This window comes from Bradyrhizobium sp. CIR48, assembly GCF_014198315.1.
Taxonomy (GTDB): domain Bacteria; phylum Pseudomonadota; class Alphaproteobacteria; order Rhizobiales; family Xanthobacteraceae; genus Bradyrhizobium.
Map to the genome: position 1 here is coordinate 826,599 of NZ_JACIHG010000001.1, position 23,286 is coordinate 849,884.

General features: G+C 60.6%; 27 protein-coding genes, 1 tRNA gene and 1 pseudogene. 7 read left to right on the plus strand and 22 right to left on the minus strand.

Features of this window, described 5'->3' with window-relative positions:
• Window positions 1–165: 165 nt before the first annotated feature.
• The 18 genes from GGD66_RS04035 to GGD66_RS04115 all read right to left on the minus strand — a co-directional run bounded on the left by GGD66_RS04035 (window position 166) and on the right by GGD66_RS04115 (window position 16,340).
• The gene (locus GGD66_RS04035; RefSeq protein WP_183256932.1) at window positions 166–1,563 is read right to left on the minus strand and encodes a carbohydrate-binding protein; all 1,398 of its coding nucleotides are present in this window, start codon (window positions 1,561–1,563) and stop codon (window positions 166–168) included.
• Window positions 1,564–1,729: 166 nt separating this feature from the next.
• On the minus strand, window positions 1,730–2,359 hold the full coding sequence (locus GGD66_RS04040; protein ID WP_183256933.1) for a hypothetical protein: 630 nt from the start codon (window positions 2,357–2,359) through the stop codon (window positions 1,730–1,732).
• Window positions 2,356–2,484 (minus strand): hypothetical protein, encoded by a 129-nt coding sequence (locus GGD66_RS41975; RefSeq protein WP_283814451.1) that lies wholly within the window; start codon window positions 2,482–2,484, stop codon window positions 2,356–2,358. The genes GGD66_RS04040 and GGD66_RS41975 overlap by 4 nt, the downstream gene beginning before the upstream one ends.
• A gap of 22 nt (window positions 2,485–2,506) precedes the next feature.
• A complete protein-coding gene (locus GGD66_RS04045) occupies window positions 2,507–4,708 on the minus strand; it encodes a hypothetical protein (RefSeq protein WP_183256934.1) in 2,202 nt (733 codons plus the stop codon).
• Window positions 4,709–5,023, minus strand: a complete 315-nt coding sequence (locus GGD66_RS04050) for a hypothetical protein (protein WP_183256935.1) — start codon at window positions 5,021–5,023, stop codon at window positions 4,709–4,711.
• Entirely contained in the window at window positions 5,020–5,379 is a 360-nt protein-coding gene (locus GGD66_RS42160) for a cold shock domain-containing protein (RefSeq protein WP_312014046.1), read from the minus strand. Before GGD66_RS42160 ends, GGD66_RS04050 begins: the two co-directional genes overlap by 4 nt.
• Window positions 5,379–6,212 (minus strand): HK97 family phage prohead protease, encoded by an 834-nt coding sequence (locus tag GGD66_RS04060; protein WP_183256936.1) that lies wholly within the window; start codon window positions 6,210–6,212, stop codon window positions 5,379–5,381. The genes GGD66_RS42160 and GGD66_RS04060 overlap by 1 nt, the downstream gene beginning before the upstream one ends.
• Window positions 6,213–6,214: 2 nt before the next feature.
• Window positions 6,215–7,288 (minus strand): phage major capsid protein, encoded by a 1,074-nt coding sequence (locus tag GGD66_RS04065; RefSeq protein WP_183256937.1) that lies wholly within the window; start codon window positions 7,286–7,288, stop codon window positions 6,215–6,217.
• Window positions 7,281–7,985 (minus strand): hypothetical protein, encoded by a 705-nt coding sequence (locus tag GGD66_RS04070; protein ID WP_183256938.1) that lies wholly within the window; start codon window positions 7,983–7,985, stop codon window positions 7,281–7,283. The genes GGD66_RS04065 and GGD66_RS04070 overlap by 8 nt, the downstream gene beginning before the upstream one ends.
• A 304-nt stretch (window positions 7,986–8,289) precedes the next feature.
• Window positions 8,290–8,703, minus strand: coding sequence for a hypothetical protein (locus GGD66_RS04075; protein ID WP_183256939.1), 414 nt, complete (start codon window positions 8,701–8,703; stop codon window positions 8,290–8,292).
• 594 nt (window positions 8,704–9,297) lie between these two features.
• Window positions 9,298–9,930 (minus strand): helix-turn-helix domain-containing protein, encoded by a 633-nt coding sequence (locus GGD66_RS04080; RefSeq protein ID WP_183256940.1) that lies wholly within the window; start codon window positions 9,928–9,930, stop codon window positions 9,298–9,300.
• Between the two features lie 262 nt (window positions 9,931–10,192).
• Window positions 10,193–10,387 carry an AlpA family transcriptional regulator gene (locus GGD66_RS04085; RefSeq protein WP_183256941.1) on the minus strand — a complete coding sequence of 65 codons (195 nt, stop codon included), beginning with the start codon at window positions 10,385–10,387 and terminating at the stop codon, window positions 10,193–10,195.
• A 137-nt stretch (window positions 10,388–10,524) separates the two neighbouring features.
• Window positions 10,525–11,844: a phage integrase central domain-containing protein gene (locus GGD66_RS04090; RefSeq protein WP_183256942.1), complete on the minus strand. Its 1,320-nt coding sequence runs from the start codon at window positions 11,842–11,844 to the stop codon at window positions 10,525–10,527.
• A gap of 143 nt (window positions 11,845–11,987) precedes the next feature.
• Window positions 11,988–12,077 (minus strand) — tRNA-Ser (locus GGD66_RS04095).
• 156 nt (window positions 12,078–12,233) lie between these two features.
• Window positions 12,234–12,497 (minus strand): hypothetical protein, encoded by a 264-nt coding sequence (locus GGD66_RS04100; protein WP_018318038.1) that lies wholly within the window; start codon window positions 12,495–12,497, stop codon window positions 12,234–12,236.
• A gap of 70 nt (window positions 12,498–12,567) precedes the next feature.
• Window positions 12,568–12,738: a hypothetical protein gene (locus GGD66_RS04105; protein ID WP_018318037.1), complete on the minus strand. Its 171-nt coding sequence runs from the start codon at window positions 12,736–12,738 to the stop codon at window positions 12,568–12,570.
• A 222-nt stretch (window positions 12,739–12,960) separates the two neighbouring features.
• Window positions 12,961–13,824 (minus strand): alpha/beta fold hydrolase, encoded by an 864-nt coding sequence (locus GGD66_RS04110; RefSeq protein ID WP_092258122.1) that lies wholly within the window; start codon window positions 13,822–13,824, stop codon window positions 12,961–12,963.
• 8 nt (window positions 13,825–13,832) lie between these two features.
• Window positions 13,833–16,340: an alpha/beta hydrolase gene (locus GGD66_RS04115; protein WP_183256943.1), complete on the minus strand. Its 2,508-nt coding sequence runs from the start codon at window positions 16,338–16,340 to the stop codon at window positions 13,833–13,835.
• 127 nt (window positions 16,341–16,467) lie between these two features.
• Between GGD66_RS04115 and GGD66_RS04120 the strand changes: the two genes are divergently transcribed.
• The 5 genes from GGD66_RS04120 (at window position 16,468) to GGD66_RS04140 (ending at window position 19,864) form a co-directional block, all read left to right on the plus strand.
• Window positions 16,468–17,394 (plus strand): alpha/beta fold hydrolase, encoded by a 927-nt coding sequence (locus GGD66_RS04120; protein WP_183256944.1) that lies wholly within the window; start codon window positions 16,468–16,470, stop codon window positions 17,392–17,394.
• Window positions 17,391–18,005, plus strand: a complete 615-nt coding sequence (locus GGD66_RS04125; protein ID WP_183256945.1) for a hypothetical protein — start codon at window positions 17,391–17,393, stop codon at window positions 18,003–18,005. The genes GGD66_RS04120 and GGD66_RS04125 overlap by 4 nt, the downstream gene beginning before the upstream one ends.
• A gap of 86 nt (window positions 18,006–18,091) precedes the next feature.
• Entirely contained in the window at window positions 18,092–18,739 is a 648-nt protein-coding gene (locus GGD66_RS04130) for a CoA transferase subunit A (protein WP_026201957.1), read from the plus strand.
• Window positions 18,740–18,743: 4 nt separating this feature from the next.
• Window positions 18,744–19,394 (plus strand): 3-oxoacid CoA-transferase subunit B, encoded by a 651-nt coding sequence (locus tag GGD66_RS04135; protein WP_092258110.1) that lies wholly within the window; start codon window positions 18,744–18,746, stop codon window positions 19,392–19,394.
• An 11-nt stretch (window positions 19,395–19,405) separates the two neighbouring features.
• A complete protein-coding gene (locus tag GGD66_RS04140) occupies window positions 19,406–19,864 on the plus strand; it encodes a MaoC family dehydratase (RefSeq protein ID WP_026201956.1) in 459 nt (152 codons plus the stop codon).
• Here GGD66_RS04140 and GGD66_RS04145 read toward each other — a convergent pair.
• Window positions 19,850–20,029: pseudogene (locus tag GGD66_RS04145) on the minus strand (SDR family oxidoreductase); the annotation flags it as partial. The gene GGD66_RS04140 and the pseudogene GGD66_RS04145 overlap by 15 nt on opposite strands.
• Here GGD66_RS04145 and GGD66_RS04150 point away from each other — a divergent pair.
• On the plus strand, window positions 19,973–20,122 hold the full coding sequence (locus GGD66_RS04150) for a hypothetical protein (protein ID WP_183257166.1): 150 nt from the start codon (window positions 19,973–19,975) through the stop codon (window positions 20,120–20,122). The pseudogene GGD66_RS04145 and the gene GGD66_RS04150 sit on opposite strands and share 57 nt — an antisense overlap.
• A gap of 1 nt (window position 20,123) precedes the next feature.
• On the opposite strand, the gene GGD66_RS04155 is transcribed toward GGD66_RS04150, so the two are convergent.
• Complete coding sequence (locus GGD66_RS04155; RefSeq protein WP_092258103.1) at window positions 20,124–21,215, minus strand: AI-2E family transporter; 1,092 nt, start codon at window positions 21,213–21,215, stop codon at window positions 20,124–20,126.
• A gap of 160 nt (window positions 21,216–21,375) precedes the next feature.
• Here GGD66_RS04155 and GGD66_RS04160 point away from each other — a divergent pair, with 160 nt between their 5' ends.
• Complete coding sequence (locus GGD66_RS04160) at window positions 21,376–21,897, plus strand: GNAT family N-acetyltransferase (RefSeq protein ID WP_179736737.1); 522 nt, start codon at window positions 21,376–21,378, stop codon at window positions 21,895–21,897.
• Window positions 21,898–22,072: 175 nt separating this feature from the next.
• Here GGD66_RS04160 and GGD66_RS04165 read toward each other — a convergent pair whose 3' ends face one another.
• Both GGD66_RS04165 and GGD66_RS04170 read right to left on the minus strand, forming a co-directional pair.
• Window positions 22,073–22,396 (minus strand): hypothetical protein, encoded by a 324-nt coding sequence (locus GGD66_RS04165; RefSeq protein WP_091963737.1) that lies wholly within the window; start codon window positions 22,394–22,396, stop codon window positions 22,073–22,075.
• A gap of 241 nt (window positions 22,397–22,637) precedes the next feature.
• Complete coding sequence (locus tag GGD66_RS04170) at window positions 22,638–22,955, minus strand: hypothetical protein (protein ID WP_018318026.1); 318 nt, start codon at window positions 22,953–22,955, stop codon at window positions 22,638–22,640.
• Window positions 22,956–23,286 lie beyond the last annotated feature (331 nt).

The window sequence follows — 23,286 nt, forward strand, 5'->3', positions numbered from 1 at the left end:
ATATACCGAAGCCGGGGCGGATTGCAAGCTTGGACCACAACCATCTTGATTACCGTCACCTTGCCCGCCCACCCCGTCGCCTGGGTGATTTGCTCCACCGCCTTGGTCGGCGTCCCGGGCGTCGATCTGGGCGCCGCCATTTGATGGTCGCGCCCTTCGCTCGCGTTAGCCGACTGCAGCGGTATGGGTGACCCCGTAAGAGCAGCTGGCCGTTCCGCCGCCCAGAGCACGCAAGCCGAAGTCTGAATAGTGATATCCCTCTGAGCTTGCGTTTACGTTGTAGGTCGCGGAAACGGGACAACGGAACGACGTGCCGCCTGGGTTGACGTCGGCCTGCCCGCCGACAGTGACGCCGTCCAGCATGTTCATCACGCCAACAGCGCCGTTGTTCACGGAATTGGTGACAATGCCGTAGGTGATCAGTTGCAGCAGCTCACCGGCCCAGGAAAGATACTCAACCTTCGAGACGGCCTTTTCGACATATGCACCAGTTGATGTCTCTGTCGACGATCCATCCACCGCCCCAGCCAATGAGCGTCGGTCACGGTTGAACCATGAGATTACAAAACGCTGCGTAGCGCTGTCGGCCCAAGCTGGCCCCGTAATAATCCTCGCCATGCCGACAAGCGAACGCGTGTCGTCGCCGCTCTTGATCTCCGTCCCTTCGTTACCGCTGGTCGTCGAGGTTGCGTGCGCGGTCGTCGATGCTTCGAGCGCGTTGACCACGCCACCCGACTGCGTCGCATAGATGAAATAGCTTGTTCCCGGAGTGAGGCCAGTCGGCGCCAACGATACGCCTGCGTTCGGGACCGTGCATACCTGGCCGTTGATTCTGATCGCTTTGCCGTTGAACTGTTGCAGGACGACATTCGAACCAGATTTGACCAGCCTACATTGCCCCGTTGCGCCGGCACCGGCCGCGCCCGTGGCACCCGTGGCGCCAGTCGAGCCTGCTGCACCCGTGTCGCCCTTGCTCGCCAACAATTGCCAGTAGGTCGCGTTCGGCGGCGTCTGGTTGGTGTGGTCGAGAACGCAGATGTAGCTCGAACCGCTCAGCGTCACCACGTCGTTGATGGTATAGGCGGTGCTACTGCTCCAAGCCCCGAGAAACTGAAAACCTTTATAGATGCCAAGGTACGTCCAGACACCAGCGACCCGTTCCCAGGTCTTGCCCGTGGTGGGCTGGAAAGCGAACTGCCCGTCGTCGCCGAGCGACGGATCAGGCACAGTTTCGTCAATGTCGACGAAAACGAAATAGCCCGAAGTGTTGAACGCTGCGACCAGCTTGTTGACCGTCGTCATTGCCTCAGCGCCAGCGAAACGTTGCGGCGACACCTTCCAAATCTTGTAGGCAACTCCGGTCTGGGCGCCACCACCCCACGGCGGGATGACTAGGTGCGTAGTGTCGGTGACGTCGGTAATGACCGATTGAAAATTACCGATCTGAAGAATGTCGCCGGGCTTGGCGCTGCCGTCATTCCAGATCACGCCGGAGCCGGTGACGGTGGTGCCGCCCGCCGAGACGGAGGCGGTGCCGGTGGAGTAGCTGGCAAGTGCGGTCATTGCGCAAGTTTCCTCGATTCAATCAGTGCATTCGCTTCCGCACTCGGAAGCCACCTGCCGTCGACCTTCTGCCAGATCCTACCGGTGGAAGGTTGGAAAGCGACCAAGCCAATCGCGTCCCTTGGCGGCTCGGTGAGTTCAGGAGGAAGGTTGTGAAGCTCAACTTTCATTGGCATCGAATCCTATCTGGCCAGCGCTTCAGAACTTTGATCCTGATCCCGTCAGCATCGACCTGAGTGTGCTGAGCGAAGCCCCCGACAAGCCCGCCGACGGTGGCCCCTCCAAATGTGCCTTCGGCGGCTCGGTGACACTTTGCGGCATACTGCTTCTCAAGCAGCTGCAATCCATCGGCCGGAAATTGCATCTGGGAGGAATCGTCTATGCTGGGCCGGACGTAGCGCCTGACCGCTGATCCTTTGAAGATGTCGTGGTCAAAAAAGCATTGGGTGAGATGGATCGATGGGCCCGCCTTGTCAGACCAGCCGCCTAGAATCACGTCGCACCGACCGGTCATGCTCAGACCCACCGTTTTCGCCCGAGTGCAGCATGTCCTAACCAGATCCGGCACCGCCTCCGCGAGCGAATGGAAATCAGCGAAGTCATTCTCCATCAACAATGCCGATAGTAGCTGGGGCAGCGTCGACATGCCCGTGACCGCAAAGACAGCGTTGTGCTGAGGGATTGTGTGAACCTTCGTGCCGATGCCGGAAAGCGTGCCGGATTCCAGGTCGTGCCAGGCACCATCGGAAAAGATGTGCACCGCATTAGCAGTTTGAAAAGCGGAGATCGCGGTCATTCGTCCACGCCCTCGTTCTCCTCAGACGTTTCGTCGATCTCCACGATTTCAGCATCATCAAGGAACGTACTGCTAATGCCGGCGACCGCGAGAGCCGCGGTCGCTACGGCTGTAAAAATCGGCATTGATATCTCCGTGCTGGAATGCTCATAGCCGCCGGCTCCGCGCCTTACCGCTTGCTGCGCCGACATGGTCGACGAATTGCGGGCTCGAGACGAAGCTGGCGACGCCCTGCGCGGCGGCCGCCTGCGATACATTCTTCACGTAAGCTTGCAGGTTGCCGTCGTTGTCCACCGAGACCCCGACATCGACATGCACCTTCGATGCGCCTCCGCCATTATCGTTTGATGGCATCCGTCCGTTCGGCAGGATTTCGGAGCCCTTCGGAACGCGCATGAGCTCGGGACCGCGCTCACCAACGACTGCCCAGCCCCCGGGGGCGCTGTCGGTGCCGTCAGCGAACATAGGGATCGAAAGTCCGCCGGTGCCGGCGCCGAGATCGGTGCCCGACCACGTCGGGACGCTACCGGAGCCAGCGCCGCCGCCTCCGACGCCGAACAGACTGCCGAGACTAAACCCGCCGCCCGATCCGCCACCAAACGCAGAGCTCCAGAGGTTGTCGGCGGCCATCTGCATCAGCTTGTCCGCGATTTTGTTGAGCGCAGACAGGCCCGCCTTTTCGAAGGCTTCCATGGCCGACGCGCCGTTGCGGATGTTCTGACCGAACTCGACAAAGAGGCCGCGGTTAACGTCCTGTCCGAGATTGGACATATCCTTAAGCGTGTAGTTGAAGCGCAGCTGAGCCGCTTCGGCGCTGCTGAGTGCCGCTGGGATATCGTCTCCGTAGAGCTTCCTGAGTTGCTGCGCGATTTGCAGATCTCGTGGCGAGAGGAACGCAGACTGGCGATCAAACGAGACTTGCGAAGCCAGCTTGGCTCTAGCAAGCGCATCGGCAGCGTCATAGGCCTGCACCTTTAAGAGTTCGAACTGAGCCGCCTGCTCCGCCGTGATCTTTCCCCCATTTGCCTGGATCGCAGCGGTCTCTTGTGCCTCGGCGCGAAAGCGGGCGAGCGCCGCGTCGCCAAAGCCCACTGCAAGTGCGTCGGCCTCTTGCGCGGCAGTGTGCCGGCGCAGGGCATTGATTGCCCGATCGACGGCGTCATTCACCTGATCGCGCGAAGCAACTTTCGAAGCCTCGTCGCTATAGTCCGCGGCCGTGAGTCCCGCCAACGGATGGAGGCGAGAACCCGGATCTGGCGGGTTAACCCTGTCGAAGGCCGCATCCATCTGGGCCGCCGTCGGGTAGCTAGGCTCTACGATCTGGCTTGCCGCAAACCCGGCTACCTTCGCGCTCGCCTCTTCGCGGGTGATTTGCAAATGGATGGCGCCGGCAAGCGCCTCGCCGAATGACCGCCAGGTTTCAACCGAGAAGATTGGAGAATTCCGGAATTCTCGCTCGGCTTGAACTAGGCCGTCCGCGTCGACGAACAGCCCACGCTGTGGATCGACGCCCACGGACTTCAAAACGGAATCGGCCGCCGTCTTCGCGATCGCACCTGGAGTGTCACCGCCGCGCTTTCTGACTTCCTCAATGAACCTGGACGCGCGATCAATGAGATCGTCGATCACCGGCAGCATTTCCGAAAGAGCGGCCTTCATGTAGTACTGCCACTCTATGCTCGATTTCCTCCATTTGACGTCGAAGACGTCGGCCTTGTCGATCGTTTCGTCTGATATCAAAGCTCCGGCCCGGCGAGCCTCATCGCCGAGACCTGCCATCGCACCTGCGCCTTGCTGTAACAGCGGAATCCATTCCTTCGTGAAGCCCAGCATCTGCGCGATGACGATTTGATCTTGAGGCGTTGCAGCCTTGCGAACAAGGTCGGCCGCTATCCCGAGCAGTTGGTTTTGCGATAGCAGCTGCCCGTTCGCTTGCCGAATGCTTATGCCGTTGGCGTCGAGCTCCTTCGATAACGAATTCGAATTGCGACTCGCGTCATTGAGAAGTGATGCAGACCGCTCCAGACCGGCATTGATCTGCTCAACGCTCATCCCGGCGATTTGCCCGCCGAACCTGATCGCTTGGAGGTCGGTCAGTGATAGATCAACGCGGTTTGCCATGGCAGCAAGCTGAGCGAGTTCCTTGTTTGCTCCAACGACATAGTCGATGATCCCAGTGAAGGAAGCCGCCACGCCCACGCCCAACCCAGCAACAGCAAGAGCATAGTCTTGCGCCGAGCGGACGCCCTTTTGCGCAGAGTCAGCGCTGCGATCCATCGCCTGAGAGAATTGCTCTGCGCCCCCGGTCTCCGCGTCAATAGTGAGGGTTGTTACTACTTCCTGGCCCATTCAGATCCTCTCAATCCGGATCTCGGCTTCCGGATGTCTGAGCTGCGACTCGCGCCCTCGCCGCACGCCTTTTCGATAGGCGAACTCACCCGCATCGGTCAGGCCGTTGGTGCGCCGCTGATTGATTACGAATTCGCTCTCGATGCGGTCGAATAAGGCCATCACCGCATCAGGAGACCGGTCGCGCTCTGTAGGATCGGCGGCGTAGCCGCGGAGCAGACGTTGCGCACACTGAATTCCCAGGCGCATGCCCATTATCTCGAGGTCGGCAACCGTGGCGTTTCGGTCGGCACTGTTCACCGCAGCGCGCTTCAAATCAGCCTCACGTTTAATGCTTGCTGCTTTCCGGTCCGATTATCTAGTCCGACTTCGAACTCCACACGTTGGCCCTGCTCGAGCCATAGCGCGCTGCCACGAAGGTTCGTTCGATGGACAAACAGATCTGCACTCCGGGGCCCATCAAGCCTCACGAAGCCGAATCCTTTCGGCTCATTCCAGCCGGTGCACGTGCCTGTCGGCATCACAACGTCCCTCTCTGCGCGTTCCTCAAGGTTGGCCGGGTGGCCGAAGTTCGGCCACCCGGCTCTCCCGTCTGGCGGAGTGCCGACGCTCATCGGCACGGCTTCGTCCGGCTGGAGTGAACCGAACGAATTCGATAACCTTTCGTCCATCAGGACAATTCAGCCAGCATCGCTCGAGCGCGGCGCCGACGCTCTTCAATGCCAATATCGCTGGTGTCGCCGCGCAGCTCTCTTGCCTTGCGGAGCCGCTCGTCGATCTCGAATTCCCGCTCGATCTGAGCAGCGCGGCGCCGACGCTCCTCAACCGCAAAGACCGCTGGTGCTCCAGCCGCCTTGCGAAGCAATTGAAGTTCGTCGCGCTGAATCATTTGGAGTCCGCCTGTGTCGAGGACGCGCTCGGCCCAACCGATCAAAGGCGCGGTATCCACTCCCGCCGACCGAGCTTGCACAAGGCAATCGGGGTTAGCGGGAATATTGCAGACAGAGAACTCTAGGAGCTCCTGCTCCAGAATATCCACTCCACCGGGGCGATTCTTGTCCGATGTTGGCTTCGCCCTGAGTGGTATGAACCCGACGCTGCATGCGTTGATGAACTTGCCCACAAGCAGGCGGTATACTGTGTCGGCTAAAGGATGAACATCCCGCTCGGCGAAAACCGCGGTCGATCGTAACGCTCCATTCTCGACGCGCGTCTCCTCCGCTCGCCCGATTGCGGGAATGTAGTCGTCGTGTGCCCAAAGCACTACCGGCGCCCGCCGGAAGTTTCCAAGATTCCAATTTAGGCTAACCGTGTCGTTGTATCGGTCGACCGTCTGATTTGAGATGATGAAGTTGACCGCTCGGCGGTCCTTGAGTGTCGAGCCAACTTCAGCAACGGGGGCCACCAGCTTCGCTGTAAGCTTGCCCTGTTCAAAGAAGATCGAGTCCGGCGATTCCCCTGCGGCCAGGCGGTTTGCAAACTCGGATGTTTCAAGAATTCTCATGCTCAGCCTCCGATCAAACCGACGACAGGGCCCGCGGTTGTATTGTCGCCAAGATCATGAACCGAGATGTCGATCCGCTGAGTGATCTTGTACAGGACGTTGTCTTCGGCGAATGATTGGCCATGCTCGGAACGAGCGAGCGTGATGCCGCGGCGCTCGCCCAACGTAGCTGCGAGCTTCATGTCACCGAACAGTAGCATCACATTACCTGATAGGCTCGTGTTGACCTGAGGCAGGCTCTGGCAGACGACAACGGGGAAGCCCATGAAATGAGGGACAAGCCTCCCAGCCTCGTTGGGCATTACCACGATGCCGCCCGAGGTTGCCGCCAGCCGGCAAAGCGTGATCGCGTAGGCGTATTGGGAGCAGATCCACTTTGCCCCAGGCAGGGCGACAGCCGGGACCGCGCCGATCAAGCTACAAAGATCCGAGCTATCGATCGCCGCAAAGGTATTGTGACCTGCTGCCGCCGAAATTTTTCCAGCGTTGTGGGTCCCGTCCAAAAGCTGAGGAATGACGCCACGAATCTTGTCGTAGGTCGACGACCCGTCTCCCATGAAACCGCAGTTGTCTTCGACCAGAGCGAAGGCATATGCGGCTTCAACGGCTAGATACAGCCCAAGGAAGAAAGCCGCGTCTTCGTCAAGCTCGGACGACACCTTGGTGAGGGTTGCTAGCTTCCTGGCCACGAGTTGAAGCGCGTCCCAGCCTGCCATGGACTCCGAGATCGCGCTCGCCTCGTTGGTGAAGTAGGCCGTCAAGCCACTCGTTCGGCGAGGAACGAACAGCGCGTCCCGCGACATTGGCTGATAAGCCGCGGTAGCCCGGAAGGCTCCGCGCAACTCACGCAGCGCAAATACGCTCGCTTCGAATTGCACTGGCGCAAGAAAGCCGCCCGACGTGTTGGAGCTCTCGTTCTGGGCTCGGACAAGCTGAATGTCGTGGGCCTTGCAGTACGCGATCGACTTTTGGCTACCCTGGGTCGCGCAAAACCAGTGGCCGGAATCGATCAGATCTCGCTCATCGAGAACCGCCGCAATAGGAACGCGGCGGAGAAACCGGCGTCGATCAGACATCGCGAAAATCCTTTTCGGAGATCAGGCCAGCCTTGGCAGCGGCCTTCAAGAATTCAAACGCCCAGTGGCCAGGCACGTTGTGAAGACGGCCGACGCCGAAAAGGCGCGCTGTAAAGTCGTCAAGTTCGATGCCCGGGAACTGTCCGCCGCTCTTCATTGAAAACTTGAGGCCCTCGATCCGACGATTGAGCGCCAGCAGGTCGATGAGTAGTTCGGCGCGCTTCTTCTGCAGTGCGCGCCAATCCTCACGATGGGCCGCGACGAGTTGCCTTGAACGCTCGCCATGGTCGACCAGCGCGCGATGATTGGCGATCGACAGAGCACGGTCGATCACCTCGAGATCGAGGTAAAACTGAAACAGCCTCGCATTGGCGTCCCGCCGCGACAACGAAGAGGAAGGCGGCGCGGCCTCGCCATCCAGAAGGCGCAAGGCCAAGGTTTCGATGCTGGCCGCTTCTCTCACCTCTTCACGCGGCACAGCTCCCGCGCTTTCGAGATCAAGAATTTCCGCTAGCTTGGCTACGCGCTGTTTGCGAAGATCAACGATCTTGTCGTCGATCGGCAGCCGAACAGCTGCGGGCGATGTCGTAACTTTTGGGCTCTTGCTCATGCGCAGACATGACGGCATGTGCTGGGCAGCTTCCACCCCCATAATCTTGCCCAAGGGCACTGAGCCATCCGCGTAGCGTTCGGTCACTTGGCGGCTTGCCGCGATTAGCTGTAGTCAGGCGACGCATCGCGCTCGCGCTCGAGCGGATACGCCTTGCATCAGCGCGGTCGCTCTCACCTGTCCTGAGATCTGACAGACTATCCAGCACGGTCAAGATTCGAACATCTACGCGCCAGCGCGCCGGCCACTTCAGTCCCAACTCGATTGGAATGCTGTTCTTCTCCGCGACCAACAGCGCATGATGGAGCGCAGCCGCATCGTCGGGAGACAGCACGTTGCCGACGGCAAGTGCGTCTCGCATCCGACGAAATTGGCATGCGGCTGCGGACATTCAGGCTTGGGCGCCGCTGCCGTTATGGCGATTGAACTCGCCACGGAATTCAACCATCAACGATCTCTCGGAAACTGACAGAGCGCGCGCAATATCGGCCGGCTCCGCACCTAGCTGAATCATCGCGGCGACGAAGCGACGGCTGCGTTCGATGACGCTGTCGACGGTGGCGAGCTGCACTTCGATCGCGTGAGACAGCACGGATACCCGGCGCGCACTCGCCAGACTAACAGCCGAAGGTCGCCGCCAGCCGTGAAGCTTGGCGTGCTTACGAATGGCGGTGTCGGAAATGCCATGCTTGATCGCAATAGCGCGGATTGATTTGGTCGTGTGGTAGTAGTCCTCAGCGACCTTGCTCCACTCGACCGACTGTACGCTCAGCTCGGTATGCGTTGACTGCATGAACTTGCTCATCCCATAAGTTCGCACGTCAACACGGCTGTAAACCGTGCGGACCTGATTGAAGTTGCTTGCTTTTCCGAAGAAGCGGTCCGCACCTGTAAACCGCCGTAAACCTGAAAATGTGCGAAAACGCCGGGAAATCTTGCGGTTCGCACTGGTTTGCAGGCTGATTTTCCCCCAGCGGGAAAAATTACGCGCATGCGATCCTCTGCGGTAAGCGCCCTAGAGGCCGTTTGGAGACGCAAACCCGTTACCCCTTCACGCGCGCGGCGCGCGCTCTGTTACCCTTCAAGACGTTGTGGGCGTTGCAGAGACACTGGCCGTTAGCCTGGTCGTACAGGGCACCCCCATCGGCGCGCTCGACGACGTGGTCCGCCACCATCATGTCGCCACGGTCTGCGCTGGCCTCACAGCGCTGGCCCTGCTCCACCCACTCGCAGCGCCAGCCAGCACGTCCGCACACCGCTGCCCGCCAAGCCCTGTGCTCTGGGGTCCTGAGCTCTGGATCCGCCTGTTTCGGCCGGGGACGGGCTGTTCGTGTGTCATGCGCCGCTAGGCGCGGTCGACTTGTCCGAAGAGAAAAACGCGTCGTTTGTTTCGTGTATGTCATGCTGCATTCCTCGCGGACTCAGTCGACCTCGGAGGGACTGGAGGCAACTGGCCGAAGTAGAAACCCGCTCCGGTACACGGCGGAATTCGATGACCTTTCTCCCGCCAATAGCGAAGGCACTCATCGCCATATGGCGTGTCTTGCTTGATGTCTGAGACGCCCGAGCCAAGCCCGTCAGGGCGGCTTGGCTCGCGCGCGCGCGAAGGTTCTTTGAAAGGTTTATTGGAAGGATAAGGCCGCATGGTGCGGCTTGGCCGTGCCGCATCTTGCGGCTTGGCCGTGCCGCACGGTGCGGCTTGGTCATCGCCCACCGTGCCGCTTGGTGCGGCCTGGTCTGCCGTGCCGCATAATGCGGCTTGGTGGACGAGCTTTTCCAAATTGATCCGGTAGTCCCACGATGCCCAATGCCCCTTCCGTCGGGACTTCTCCGCGGTCACGAAGCCACCCTCGATCAGAAACTTTAGCTGCCGCTGGATCGTGTCGAGCGAGAGTTCGGTGATCTCCTGAAGGGCATGTTGCCCCGGAAAACAGCTAGCGCCCTCGTCGTCGGCAAAGTTGGCCAAGGCGAGCAACAAGGCTTTCGCGCTCGGTGAGCCGACCTTGGTTTTCTGCACCTTAGCAGTAAGCATCCAACTCACCTGGCCGGAACCTCGGCAGTAACGAGATCACCTATAACCCGGGCGTTGACGAACTCAGCTAGAAGGCGCGCCGCCGCCTCGGCGTGGTCCTGGAGGGAAATCGGCGCGGACGTGAAGGCGACGTCACCACCCGCCGACACATGCGAGACTCGATAGACGGCCTCACCGGCCGCGCGATCGAACTGCTGATGGACGCTGACGACTCCTCGGAGTCGGCGAACGTCGGACGCAAAGATTGGAGCTCGCCGCATGGCTAAGCGCCCTTAGCTGCCCTGGCAGCTATTCGCGCTTCCTGCCACTCTCGGATTTCCTCAGCGACCCATGCAACGGCTTGGTCGCCGATGGCCACGGGCTTGGGGAACCTTCCCTTCCCGATATCGCGGTAGATCGAGGTCTTCGACTTGCCTACAGCCTCGCTTACTTCACGCAGGCGAATGAATTTCTGCATCACCGACACCGTCTGTAACGGTCCGAACCATTCGAACCAAGACGGTCTGATCAAGTATGGGGGTGAAGCCTCACTTTCCTCTCTTCATTTCGGTATCCACAGGTTGCGAACAGCTTCAATCGGTCCCACGAAAGCGTTTAACCGTGGCGTCGAGACGTTTCACCACAGAAAGTAGCCCAATCAGCCATCATGCGGCGCCGCTTTTCCAGCATGTCGCCGCGACGGTAGGCTGCCTCAACCTTGTCAGGCACGGTGTGCGCAAGGGCCATTTCGGACATCTCATTTGGATATTCGGTCTGCTCAGTACACCAATCCTTAAAACTCGACCGGAAGCCGTGCGGCACGGCGTCCCTCCCTAGTTTTGGATCGATCCATCGCGGCTTGCCAGCAGCGGCACGAGCTTCATTCATACGATCGATCACCGCAGCCATTGCAGCGGTGCTCAGCGGCTCACTCGGTTCGTCACCTGGGAATAGATGGCCGTCACTGGACAGGCTTTCCATAATGGACAAGGCGTGATCTGAAAGCGGCACGACGTGGTCGCGCTTGCGTTGCCCCTTCTTGCCCTTCATCTCAGCGGCAGGAATTGTCCAGATCCGCTCTGTCTTATCGACGTGTAGACGTTTGCCATCGACGACATTGTGAGTCCGAGTCACGGTAAGGATCATAAACTCCAATGCGCGGGCCGCGACGCCGTTGCGCTGGCGAAGCTCGACCAAAAACTCTGGAAGTTGCCTGTACGGGAGTGCGGGCTGGGGCTGGACCGGCGCGACACGCGACTTAGCAGGTAGCAGCTTATCCAGCAGCCCCTTCCAGCGAGCCGGGTTGTCACCATCGCGCAGCTTCTTCGCCCTGGCCCAGTCGAGGATGTTCTCAATGCGGCCCCGGACACGGCTGGCCGTCTCGGTGCGCGCAGTCCAGAACGTCGGCGCGTCATTGCCTTCGCCTACCGGCTGCTCGAGTACCTTCAACACAAGATCGGTGGTGATGCCGCCAACAGCCAGTTTGCCAATGATCGGATAGGCCCAGGTCTCGAGGGTCGCAGCCCACTGCTCAGCATGCTTTGCGTTTTTCCAGCCAGCTTTGTGAGCCTTGATAAAATCTTTCGCGCATTCCTGAAAAGTCTTCGTCTTAGCCTTTTCCAAAGCGCTTGCTTGGTCATTGAGTTTGCGCACCTCGATCGGGTCCCTGCCCTCATCAAGAAGCTGCCGCTGTTGACGAGCCCGCTCACGTGCTTCGGTCAGCGTCCACGTATCGAGTGATCCCAAGCCCATCTCACGCGCCAGCGCCTTGCCCTTCGTGCTGGTGTGCCCATTGAGCCGGTACCGAAATATCCACGACTTCGAGACCTGTTCTGCACCGTCTCCTTTGACCTGCAAGTAGAGGCCGCCGCCATCGCCGTACATCCCGGGCCGTTTTGCCTTGGTGACCGCCAAGGCGGAAAGTTTGCCGACCATACCCCCTCCTGTACCCACACTTACAGACGGGATTTAGCGGAACCGGGTGGGACGATCAAGGAAGACAAAATCGGAAAAATGCTGTAATAACAGCAAATTCTGGGACCGATTGAAACCCGATGGGATGAGGTGGGATGATGTTTTGGCGGAAGGGGTGGGATTCGAACCCACGGTACCCTTGCGGGCACGCCGGTTTTCAAGACCGGTGCCTTAAACCACTCGGCCACCCTTCCCTCGTACCAATGCCAGGGAGTTAGCTTAGCTTCGGACTGAGCGCAACGCGAACTTGGACCCAATTTGGACCGATCGGTACGATGCCGGCGGTCTCATACCGATTGCCGATTCGCGTCCACAGATGCGGGCACCCGGGCAAAACGGCGGCATGGGGCCTATTTCGGCAGGCATTCGACGTTGTAGGCGATGATGATCTGAGCTGGATCCGCTTTACCCAGGCTCTTGAGATCCTCCAAGCCGCTTCGGAGCTTGGCACCCGCCTCGCTCAAGCTTCCTTCAAGCGTGGCTTTGGCCTTCCGGCACCGCTCTTCGTTGGAAAACTCCTGGAAGACAACCGTCGGAAGGAGTCGCCATTCCGCCTTGTCGTTCGTCGCGGCAGGACTGATCGAGTAGGAAAAGACGTACATCAGCACCCACATCGCTTTACTCCAGCCTTGGCCGGCTCGATCCGTGCGAACTTAGATGGTCACGCCTGGACACACCTACGCTTTACTTGGAGGGCGCGCGATCAAGCCGCGATCGCTGCGCCCTCATGCGCTTGATCTCTCGACGCAGGTCTTCACTCTTTTCGTCACGCTGCTCTCCGCTCGATTTGATCTGATCATCTTGACGCAATTTTTCGAGAGCTTTCTCGACCGAGAGCTTGTTCGTTCCGGCCATAACCGACCTCACTTGCGCTTCTGCGTTCATCAATAGGGATAGTAGGGATTACCCTGCGGACAGGTCCAGTTGCCATAAGTGTCGTAATAGCAGCCCTGATTATAGGAGCCGCTTCCGTAGTAGGCGCCTGCCGCAAGAGCTCCGGCTGCCGCACCGCGCCCGCATGCTCTCGGCGGACACATTGATTTCGACCATGATGTCGCTCCTTTCAGACGGTTTCGCTCATGCGGGAAGCCCTCCGAACCAGGCACCGAAATAGCCGGCATAGAGTGCCGGCCGTTCGAGATTCATCGAGTGCCCGATGCCGGGCACGATGACGAGGCGGCAATCCGGCATCGCCTCAGCCATCACACGCAGGTCGGCCGGAAGAATCCAGCCGTCCCATTCGCCCCACAGCACCAGATGCGGATGCCGTAGCTGCGGCATCCGGCGCTCCAGCTCGCGGCTTTCCTTCTCCTGCGTCAGATTGACAGCAGTGCCGATCCAGATGCCTTCGGAGACGCCAAAGGTCTGGTCGATGATGCGATCGAACAGGGCCTGGATCTCAGGCAGTCCTTCGCGAAAACGCGGAATCGCGTTCGGCGCCATGCTCTCGGGCACGAACAGCGAGGACGCCGCCGTTGCCATGATCGTTCGCGTCAATTCCTTGTTCGCCATCATCGCGCGGAAAAGGCCGATCTGATCGGCATTGAAAGCCATGCCGAGCGGCGTCACCGGATCGAGCGAGAACACACGGCCGAAGCGTTGCGGTTGCATCAAGAGCATGCGCGCGGCGATGATGCCGCCGGTCGAATGCGTAGCAAGATGGCAATAGCTGATCTCGAGCGTATCGAGGGCGGCCAGCATGTCCTCGGCATGCTGCTGCATGGAATAGTTGGTGTAATTCGCGGTCGGCTTCGGCCGATCGCTGTCGCCGCAACCACGCCAGTCGATGGCGACGACGCGCAGGCCCGTCGGAAACAGTGGCGCGGCAAGCTCAATCCAATCCTTGCTGGCGAGATTGCCGTGGATGAAGACGACCGTGACGTCGCCCTGCCCCCACTCCCGCCAGCCGAGTTGGACCTCACCTGCCTGCACCCTTGCCATGTGCGGCCCTATTTGTTCAGGCCGGCCGTAGGCGCGGCTCCGGGAGGCGTCGGCGCCACCGGCAGGGCAGATACCACGGCCCCCTTTATCATGCGATCAATGCTCGACGGCGAAGAGGTGTCGACACTACCCTTGGTTACGAAATCCACGACGTCCACCGAGAACTCCACCGGATTATCGGTGTGAATAAAGTGCCCTGTTTCCGGGTAGATCTTGAGGATTGGTCGGTTGCCGGCATTGGTCATCCGCGTCATGAACGGCGAGATCACATCGCGACCGAGATCGGTCAGCCCGTTGAAGGCGGGCGTCGGGATGAACGGCTCCTTGTCGCCGAAGGCCAGGAAGATTGGCGCCTTGATCTGCGTGAGCCGCTCGTAGAGGTTCTTCGGGTCGTCCTGCTGGAGCTCAGCCCCGATGGTATAGATGTCGAAAATGAAGACGTTGCACCATTGATCGAGCTCCTTCGGGTTGCCCCTGATGAGGCCGACGCGCTGATCGGTGTGGAAGCGGGCATATTCACTGTCACTGTAGAAATACCCGCTCTTCGCCGCCGACACTGCGCCGGTGTTTGGGTCACGCTTCTTGAAATAGAAGAAATCGCGGACACCCTGCTCGTCGCGCGCCTTCTCAGCGGCGAGAATGCCAGTCTGATCCCAGATTGACTTCCACTTGTCGAAGTCGCGGCCGAGATCCGGGTCGAACAGTTTTGCCTTCTTGTCCTTGGCGATCGTGATGTCGCGCGGATATTCCTCGAGGCCCGATGGCGCTTCGAGCGCCAGCGCCTGCACGGCGTCGGGCCAGGTCAGAGCATAGCCCATCACGAACTGGCCGCCGAGCGAGTGGCCAAGATACACCGCCTTCTTCACGCCGAGCTGATTGACCACGAGGTCGTAGATCACCTCGCGCATGTCCTGCATGGTGCGCGCCGGGCTCTTGTCGAGATTGCCGGGCCCGGACATGCCGTAATGCGGCAGGTCAGGCACGATCACGCGCGCTCCGCTCCGCAGCGCATATTGCATGATGTTGCCGTAGTGGCCGCCGAAGGCGCCCTTGCCGTGGATGATGACCAGCACCTTCGGGTCTCTGTCGGTGCCGTTGTATTCATCCATGTAGCCGATCTGCCAGGATTTGCCGCTCTTGTCCTTGGCGTTGGAGAATTTGACCGGATAGGGATATGTCACAAAATCCTTCCAGAAGGATTTTTCCGGATCGATCTTCTCGGCAACACCGGGCACGCGATAGTTCTTGTCGGCGAATTTCTGCGCGCGATCGAGGCTTGCAACGTCGTCCATGAAAGCCACGAATTTCGGATCGTTCTTGCGCTGGTTGATGATCGGGAATACGCCGTAATGCGCGACCGGGCTTTCCTGCGCGATCAGGTCCGCGCCGGGCACGCGATCGACCGCCTGCTGCGCCAGCTTGAAGTTGAGCCAGAGATCATTGGTGATGTGCATCACCAGCGTTCGCGCCTGGATGCGGCCGAGATAGGGATTAACGTTGTGGGTCTCGCCGACCCGGTTGCGCCAGACGAGATCGACCGCGTCATAGAGCTTGGCGCGATTGATGACGTTCAAACCGGCCTTCTCGTTCGGCGGATCCCAGTAGAAGATTTCGGGTTGGACGGCACCCCAGTTCTGGGTAGTACGGAATGAGAAGTCATAACCGGTCATGCCAAGAATCGACCAGCCGAATGCCACGCCCGGCACCGGGTGCTTTTCCTTCGGTAGCTTGTAATAGTCGCCCTTGGTCTCTTGCCAGACCGGATCGCCCTGGATCGCGGCCGTCATCATCTGGAACGTCCAGTTGCCGACGGGATCCTCTCCATCCGACTGCGTGGTGCCGCCGATCGGCATCAAGGCACTGACATATTCGGGATGCATGACGCCCCAGACATAGGTCTGCGTACCGCCCATGGACACGCCCGTGACCAATGCAACACGCGCGACCTTCAGTTCGTCGCGCAGCAGACGATAGTTCGCCTGCACCATGTCGTAGTAGCTGTATTGCGGAAACTTGATGCCGAGCCCATCGGACGGCTTGCTGGCGCCCCAGGTGCCGAGTGGATCGACCATGATGACATAATAGCGGTCTGTATCGATCGGCCGTCCCGAACCGATGATCGGGACGCCCCCCGACAAGGCAGCGCCCTTGACCCACTGCTCGTACATGTCGGTGGAGTCACCGGAATAATAGGAGTTGATCACGACGGCATTGGTAATCTCGCCTGCGGCGTTGCGCCGCGCGTTACCGATGGCGATGTAGGCCGTTCGCAACTTTCCAGCGCCGAGGGACTCGAGCGTGACACCCCCCTCGCCGCCATTCTCCCACTTGGAGGGATTGGAGAGGTCGTACTTGCCGCCAAGGCGGAAGTTGGCGATCTCGTAGGTCTTCTTCAGCCCGTCATGCTGCACCTGCGACGAGCGGCGCGTGAAGGGTTGTGCAACTGCCAGAGCGGTGCCGACCAGCAGTACAATCAGGCTGACGGAGCAACGTTTCACGAAACCGGTCGTGGACATGACGGATTCCTCCCTGGACAGTTCTTGAAACGCTAGGAAGGTCGCAACGGGGATCTTTGATCTAGCTCAACGGAATCCGCTCGCGACAGTTGAGCATCGTAGCCAGCGATGTCGGTAGTCTTGTGCGATGCCCTTTCTCAATCACGGCTCGTATCGAATACGCTACGAGCTCGATGGGCCGGCGAGAGCGCCGGCCTATGTTTTCGTCAACGGACTGACACAATATTCCGAGCTATGGGGCGCCTATCGCGAGGCGCTGCTGACGCGAGGCTTTCGCGTGGCAACCTTCGATCTCCTCGGTCAAGGGGTCTCCGACAAGCCGACGCTCTTTATCAGTCAGGACGACCAGGTTGCCGCGCTGAGGCGTCTGATTGAAGCGCTTGGCGAGGGGCCGGTCTTCCTGAGCGGCATCAGCTTCGGCGGCCTGATCGCGCTCCGCTATGCGATCGAGCATGGGCAGCGGCTGTCCGGACTGGTGCCAATGAGCTGCTTCGCCGAGCTGACGCCGCAGCTTTTGCTTCTCGGCAACGCCCTCCGGACCGGCCTGATCCTGGGAGGAACAGGCTATCTCCAGGATCTACTGCTGCCTATGAACCTCTCCGACCAGTGGTTGAAGCCATTGTTGGACAAGCTCGACAGCGTCAAGCGCCAGGGCTGGCTGGTGAACGATGTCTACGCGCTTCAAAATCTGATGGAGTCCTTTCTCGACTTCCAACCGCTAACGCCCCACCTGTCAGCGATCTCGGCTCCGACCATGATCCTCAATGGCGAGTTCGATTTTCTGACCCCGCGTCATCTGCACGAGACCCTGCGGGTTGAGATTCCGAACAGCTCGCTAGTGATCATTCCCAAGGCGTATCACGCTTTCACACTGGAAAAAGGCGCGCTGACGGCCGATCTTCTCGCGCGCTTTGCCGACGATGTGCTGGCCGGCCGCTGGCAAGGCAATCAAGCGGTATGGGTCGCGCCCGAGGAGCCCGGCGGCGAGCTGACACCGTTCCCTGACGGTTACGATCACCTGCGCGCTATCCCGGTCAAGCGAGCGCTGGCATGAGCGGATTCCTGGGTCCGCTCGAGCTGGACGGCCGCGTTCCACCGGGCCAGCAGACGCGGATCGCAGCATTCTTAATCTCGGCGCATGGCGCTCTCGCTCGGCAATTCGCCTTCACGCTGCCCGTAAGACTCGACGCAGCGTGGCAAACCGAATTGAACGCACAGTTCTATCGCGAGACAGAGATCGTTTCGCTGCTGATGCGCGCAACTTCCTGGACCCCGGATTTTACCTTGGGATACATGGTTGCGTCCTGGGAGACCGCCTGGCTGCCCGCCCCGATCGACGGAATCCCGGACCCTCGTCTCGCCCAGGCGGTTCACCTTGCAACGCTTGCCCATGCCGTGCATGCGAGCATCCGACCGGCCGCGCTGCTCCCGATCGAGGCCAATGCGCAGGATCCCTTTGTCTCGGCGCTGCGACGGATCGAGTTCGAGAGCAGCCGGCTGCTGCAATCCCAGATTCTGTTCCTCAAGGGCACGGACCTTGCGCCGCATCGGGATGCGGTGAGTGCTGCCCTCGAACAACGTCATGCCGCCGTTCGCAAGCTCTGGCGCGAGGTATTAGGGAGCATCGGTATCGACGCAGCAGATCGGAATGAGCGGAAGCCTTGACGCAGATCAAAGGACGAGAGGCGCCGGGCGCCAACATCCGCCTACTGCCGCCTTCTGCCATCGTGGGCCGATCCCGGAGTTCAATGATGAAGGCCATTTCCATCGAAGAAGCCGTCGCAATGATTCCGGCGGGCGCCAGCGTTATGGTGGGTGGCTTCATGGGAGTCGGGACGCCGGAGCGCCTGCTCGACGAAGTCGTGCGCCAGAACAAGACCGGCCTGACCTTGATCTCGAACGACGCGGCGACGCCCGGCAAGGGCGTCGGCAAGTTGTTCGATCAGGCATTGGTGTCGAAGCTGACCGCAACACATATCGGCCTCAATCCAAAAGCGCAGCAGCAGATGTTGGCGAGCCAGATTGCGGTCGATCTCGTCCCGCAAGGGACCTTCGTCGAGCGCATCCGCGCCGGCGGATGCGGTCTCGGCGGTGTGCTGACGCCCACGGGCGTCGGGACGCTGGTCGCCGAAGGCAAGCGTCAGATCGAGATCGACGGCAAGCCATTCCTGCTGGAAACGGCGCTGCGCGCCCAGTTCGCCCTCGTCCACGCCTTCCTCGCCGATTATCTCGGCAACCTCGCCTACGCGCTCACCTCGCGCAATTTCAACCCGGTCATGGCGATGGCGGCCGACACCGTCATCGTGACGGCCGAGCATATCGTGCCCGTTGGCGTGATTGCGCCCGATCACGTCGTCACCCCCGCGCCGCTCGTCGACTATCTCATCACCAACGGGTGACATCATGGATCCCCAGATCATCATCGCCCGGCGAGTCGCCAAGGAGCTGAAGACGGGCAATCTTGTCAATCTCGGCATCGGCATTCCGACCCTGGTCGCAAACTACGTGCCATCAGATCTGAAGGTATTCTTCCAGTCGGAGAATGGGCTGATTGGCACAGGGCCGATTCCTGAGCAAGGCATGGCTCATCCGACGCTCACCGACGCCGGCGGGCGTCCCATCAGCGCGTTGCCGGGTGCCTCAACCTTCGACAGTGCGATGTCCTTCGGACTGATCCGCGGCGGTCATGTCGATGTCACGGTGCTCGGCGGGCTTCAGGTCGACGCGCATGGCCATCTCGCCAACTGGATGATCCCCGGTAAGATGGTGCCGGGCATGGGCGGCGCCATGGATCTCGTCAGCGGTGCCAAGCGCGTCATAGTCGCCATGCAGCACGCGGCCAAGGGTAAGTCGAAGATCGTGGCAAAATGCTCGCTGCCGTTGACCTCGGCGCGGCCCGTCCACCTTGTCGTGACCGACATGGCCGTGATCGGCTTCCCTGGTGGCAGGGCGACCCTCTTGGAAACGGCGCCCGGCATCAGTGTCGGAGAGGTCATGGCCGTCACCGAGGCCGAACTGGCCATTCCTGACAGCGTCCTGGAAATGAGACTTTGAGCAGAGCGATCATGCGCATATTCAGCGACTTCGACGAGATCAAATCCGCTATCGGCACCGAGATCGGCGCCAGCGACTGGATCGAGATCACCCAGCCACGCATCAATCAGTTCGCCGAGGCGACCTGCGACGAACAATGGATCCATGTGGATCAGGAACGTGCCAGCAAGGAGATGCCGGGCGGCAAAACCATCGCTCATGGCCTGCTGTCACTTGCCCTGGCGCCGCTGTTCATCCGCTCTGTCATCGGCCTGAAGGGCCTTCGCAACACGCTGAACTACGGCGCTGACCGGATCAGGTACCTCGCCCCCGTGCCGGCGGGCTCAAGACTGCGCGGCCGCGTCACGGTCGCCGAAGCCGAGGACGTGCCGCCGGACGGACTGCGCGTGAATTATCATCTCGTGATCGAGATCGAGGGCGGCAAGAAGCCCGCCTGCGTCGCCGAGCTGATCGCCCTGCACTATCGTTGAGAACGACATGTATGACCAGCAAGACACGTCCATCGTCTTCAGAAGGCCGTCGCGGTCGACATCAACGACGCGCCCGTGCAGAGCCTCCTTGGGCGAAAAGGCGATGGAATGAACCAAGAAATCGAGCTGTCCCCACTACGACTCGATGCGCTCGAACACGGCTTCATCGGGGAGCTTCAGATTTCAATCGCCATGTTCGACCTTCGTCGTCGTGCAAGGCATTCAAGAGGCGCCGCGATCGCCGAGACGTTGATTTAAGTCAACGGTCAGCGACAAGCTGCGCAGGCGGCACGGCCCGGTCGATGCGGATCCACGCCGCTGCGAGTTCCCAGGCGACCGAGAGAATGATCGGTCCGATGAACAGACCGATGATCCCATGCGCGAGCGTGCCACCGATCACTCCGATCAGGATGACGAGCGCCGGCGTGGAGAGGCCCCGTCCCATGACCAGCGGCTTCAGGATGTTGTCGAGGAGACCGACGATGACGAGAAATACGGTCAGGAGCAGCGCCGTGGTGACGTCCTTGTCCATCCAGATCCAGATGACGACCGGAATGAGGACGATCCCCGCACCGAGCTGCACGATCGACAGCAGCAGAACAATGACGGCGAGCAGCCCCGCGCTCGGGATGAGCGCCAGCTTGAATCCGATGCCGGCGAGCAGCGCCTGGATAATGGCGACGCCGATGACGCCCTGCGACACCGCCCGGATGGTCCCAGCCGCCAGCTCGAGGAAATGTTCGCTCTGTTCCGGCACGATGCGGAACAGGAAACCGCGGATTGCGCTGACGAGCTGCGGACCATATGGAAAGAGAAATCCGGCGACCAGCACCGACATCAGGAACTGCAGGGTGCCAAGGCCGGCGCTGCCTGCGAATGACAGCATCATGCCGGCAATCGGCTTCAGATATGGCGCAACCTCGCGCACGGCCGCGCGGATGTTGGTGTAGGCCTGATTCCAGAGATCGTAGAGCTGCGGCCCGACCAGCGGCCAGTCCTTGATCCGCTCCGGCGCCGCCTGCAGCACGAGATCGCCGCTGCCGAGTTGCCCTGCGAGCTCCCTGACGCCCTCAACCGCGCTGAGGCCGAGCCAGGCCGCCGGACCGATGACGATGCCGAGCATGGTGAAGGTGAGGAGCACCGCCGCTGTCCGCGGCCGGCCGCCCAGACATTTCGCGAGCCAGTTGAAGACCGGATAGAACGCCACGGCAAGTACCGCGCTCCAGGTCAGGATCGGCACGAAGGGACGGATGATCAGGAGCGTCCACAGGATCAGCAGTGCAAGCAAGCCGAGCCGGATCACGAGCTGAACGACGTCGCTGGTGGAAAAAAGTTGGCGAAGTGTCTTCAAGGTCTGAGGCCCGCGCCCGGCTGATTGGCTCCATGCGGAAAGCCTAGCGGCCGGACCGGGACTGCAGGCTTGATCCAAATCAACCGGCAAAGGACTGAAGGCGGCCTGATGGGACGGGTGCCGTGGTCACGTAGCGGCTCAACAATTGCGACGCGAACGCATGTCGAATGCAGCAAATTACGCGCGAAACGAACAGCTCCGCGACGGTACGGCCGTGGAGATCCGTGCTCTCCGGCCAGATGACGAGGCCGCCATGCTGGCCGCGCTTGGCGAGGTGGGCACACAGTCCCTCCAGCGCCGCTTCTTCATGCTAAAACGTCATTTCTCCGAGAAGGAGCGCGCCTTTTTCGTCGAGGTCGACTTCAAGGACCATGTTGCGCTGGTCGCGTGCGTGGCGAATGCAGGTCGGAGCACCATCGTGGGCGGCGCGCGATATGTCGCAGCCGGGCCCGGCTGCGCCGAGACGGCCTTCATGGTGATCGACGCCTGGCAAGGACGCGGCATCGGCGGACTGCTGCTGCGCCACCTGATCAGCCTTGCCCGCGAGGCCAGGCTGAAGGAACTGACCGCGGAGGTGCTACCGGACAACGCTGCGATGCTCAGGGTGCTTGGCAGATTTGGGTTCGAACGCGCAGAACGCCGCGAACCTCACACAGTCCATATGGTATTGACGCTGACCTGATAGAATCTCTCGGACGACGCCTCAAGCTCCGCGCAAAACACTGCCGCCCTCTGGTACGTGTAGCTCGGCAACAAGGGCTTACCGGTTCAAGATCCGCTCCCTTTACACCGCGCAAAAGAAGACGCGGCGCCCCGTGAGGAGCGCCGCGCGAATGTCCTTCGTGACTGCCTCTCGCTCAGTACCCGCAGGATGCGCATCCCATCTGCACCGGGGCGTAATAGGAATACCCTGGCGAGACCATCTGGACGCGTTGGCGCGTGGCGTATTGCGGGGGGATGCGCTCGTACTGGACGCTCGGCGGCGCAACCATCACGGTCTGCGGCACCATCACAGTGCGGTACTGCGCGGGCGTGCGATGCGCGACGACGGAGCCCGGGGAGACCATCACGGTCTCGTCGACGGTGCGGTACTGCGGCGCGACGTATTGCTGCTGATAGCAGGTCTGGCACGGCGGCGGTGCGTAGCAATTGTAGCAGCCGGCGGAGGCTGCGCCCGTCATGGAAATCGCGGCGACGGCGGTGGAGAAAACAACAGCGAGAGTACGCGACATTGCGGTGGTGCCCCAATTGCCCAAAATGGATTTGCGAAGGTCGCGGGAGTATACGCCGCAAAACCCTGCTCTGCCGAACTTCGTCGGGGCATCCTTAATGCGAACGGCCGATCGCAGCCGACCGGTAAGAACTCATTGACCACGCGCATTAACGCGAAAGCGCTCATCCGCCTCCGTCAAGGTCGAGCTATCAGTGCCTCGCCGCTCTTTCCAGAAACTCCAGCAGCGAGGGATCAGTTTCTTCGAATTCGACAAAGCGGCGGCGCAGCTCGTCCGCTATTTCTGCGGTGGCATCTCGTGACCATCCTTCCGCGGTGTTGAAGGCCACGACACGTGCCGGATGGAGATATTGCCCCTCGACGAGATGTCTGAGCAGGGTCGCCCGATTGGCATCCTCCTCGGCAGTTTCGCACCAGGCGCGGCCGAGCCGCCGGCCAAAATCATCGAGCACGAGGTAGACGTCCCGGTCTGTCGTCATGGGCGGCACGAGCGATGGAGATTGACTCATGGCTTACTCCGCTACTGGCATCCGCACCGTCGCGGAGGATACGGCGACCGCCCGGCCGGATTCGGAAAAATGGATTTCGGGTTATTTTTCTTAGGATTGCACGATTAAATAAAAAAACAAACAAAATTAATAAAAATTAAATAGCAAAACGCGCACAAATACACTAAATTCACAGGGCCTGGCGGGCGAGCCCGCACGTCGGGTGCCCACTTCGCAAAGCGGCTCTCGCCTCCACCCCCAATAGCCCACACCCCAGGAGGCGGGGGCCGTTCCTTTGCGACCCCCCCCGTCCCGGCTTCATTTGTGTGTCCTGCAAAACCCATCTGCGCGC

What these genes read in the sequence shown, in the direction of transcription:
- GGD66_RS04060 (WP_183256936.1), bottom strand. Translation starts at nt 6,212, where the DNA reads ATGAGAATTCTTGAAACATCCGAGTTTGCAAACCGCCTGGCCGCAGGG.
- GGD66_RS04035 (WP_183256932.1), bottom strand. Translation starts at nt 1,563, where the DNA reads ATGACCGCACTTGCCAGCTACTCCACCGGCACCGCCTCCGTCTCGGCG.
- GGD66_RS04160 (WP_179736737.1), top strand. Translation starts at nt 21,376, where the DNA reads ATGTCGAATGCAGCAAATTACGCGCGAAACGAACAGCTCCGCGACGGT.
- GGD66_RS04100 (WP_018318038.1), bottom strand. Translation starts at nt 12,497, where the DNA reads ATGTGGGTGCTGATGTACGTCTTTTCCTACTCGATCAGTCCTGCCGCG.
- GGD66_RS04105 (WP_018318037.1), bottom strand. Translation starts at nt 12,738, where the DNA reads ATGGCCGGAACGAACAAGCTCTCGGTCGAGAAAGCTCTCGAAAAATTG.
- GGD66_RS04165 (WP_091963737.1), bottom strand. Translation starts at nt 22,396, where the DNA reads ATGACGGGCGCAGCCTCCGCCGGCTGCTACAATTGCTACGCACCGCCG.
- GGD66_RS04110 (WP_092258122.1), bottom strand. Translation starts at nt 13,824, where the DNA reads ATGGCAAGGGTGCAGGCAGGTGAGGTCCAACTCGGCTGGCGGGAGTGG.
- GGD66_RS04080 (WP_183256940.1), bottom strand. Translation starts at nt 9,930, where the DNA reads ATGCTTACTGCTAAGGTGCAGAAAACCAAGGTCGGCTCACCGAGCGCG.
- GGD66_RS04150 (WP_183257166.1), top strand. Translation starts at nt 19,973, where the DNA reads ATGAACCAAGAAATCGAGCTGTCCCCACTACGACTCGATGCGCTCGAA.
- GGD66_RS04130 (WP_026201957.1), top strand. Translation starts at nt 18,092, where the DNA reads ATGAAGGCCATTTCCATCGAAGAAGCCGTCGCAATGATTCCGGCGGGC.
- GGD66_RS42160 (WP_312014046.1), bottom strand. Translation starts at nt 5,379, where the DNA reads ATGGACGAAAGGTTATCGAATTCGTTCGGTTCACTCCAGCCGGACGAA.
- GGD66_RS04115 (WP_183256943.1), bottom strand. Translation starts at nt 16,340, where the DNA reads ATGTCCACGACCGGTTTCGTGAAACGTTGCTCCGTCAGCCTGATTGTA.
- GGD66_RS04045 (WP_183256934.1), bottom strand. Translation starts at nt 4,708, where the DNA reads ATGGGCCAGGAAGTAGTAACAACCCTCACTATTGACGCGGAGACCGGG.
- GGD66_RS04170 (WP_018318026.1), bottom strand. Translation starts at nt 22,955, where the DNA reads ATGAGTCAATCTCCATCGCTCGTGCCGCCCATGACGACAGACCGGGAC.
- GGD66_RS04040 (WP_183256933.1), bottom strand. Translation starts at nt 2,359, where the DNA reads ATGACCGCGATCTCCGCTTTTCAAACTGCTAATGCGGTGCACATCTTT.
- GGD66_RS04090 (WP_183256942.1), bottom strand. Translation starts at nt 11,844, where the DNA reads ATGGTCGGCAAACTTTCCGCCTTGGCGGTCACCAAGGCAAAACGGCCC.
- GGD66_RS41975 (WP_283814451.1), bottom strand. Translation starts at nt 2,484, where the DNA reads ATGCCGATTTTTACAGCCGTAGCGACCGCGGCTCTCGCGGTCGCCGGC.
- GGD66_RS04135 (WP_092258110.1), top strand. Translation starts at nt 18,744, where the DNA reads ATGGATCCCCAGATCATCATCGCCCGGCGAGTCGCCAAGGAGCTGAAG.
- GGD66_RS04140 (WP_026201956.1), top strand. Translation starts at nt 19,406, where the DNA reads ATGCGCATATTCAGCGACTTCGACGAGATCAAATCCGCTATCGGCACC.
- GGD66_RS04065 (WP_183256937.1), bottom strand. Translation starts at nt 7,288, where the DNA reads ATGTCTGATCGACGCCGGTTTCTCCGCCGCGTTCCTATTGCGGCGGTT.
- GGD66_RS04125 (WP_183256945.1), top strand. Translation starts at nt 17,391, where the DNA reads ATGAGCGGATTCCTGGGTCCGCTCGAGCTGGACGGCCGCGTTCCACCG.
- GGD66_RS04120 (WP_183256944.1), top strand. Translation starts at nt 16,468, where the DNA reads ATGCCCTTTCTCAATCACGGCTCGTATCGAATACGCTACGAGCTCGAT.
- GGD66_RS04075 (WP_183256939.1), bottom strand. Translation starts at nt 8,703, where the DNA reads ATGAGCAAGTTCATGCAGTCAACGCATACCGAGCTGAGCGTACAGTCG.
- GGD66_RS04085 (WP_183256941.1), bottom strand. Translation starts at nt 10,387, where the DNA reads ATGCAGAAATTCATTCGCCTGCGTGAAGTAAGCGAGGCTGTAGGCAAG.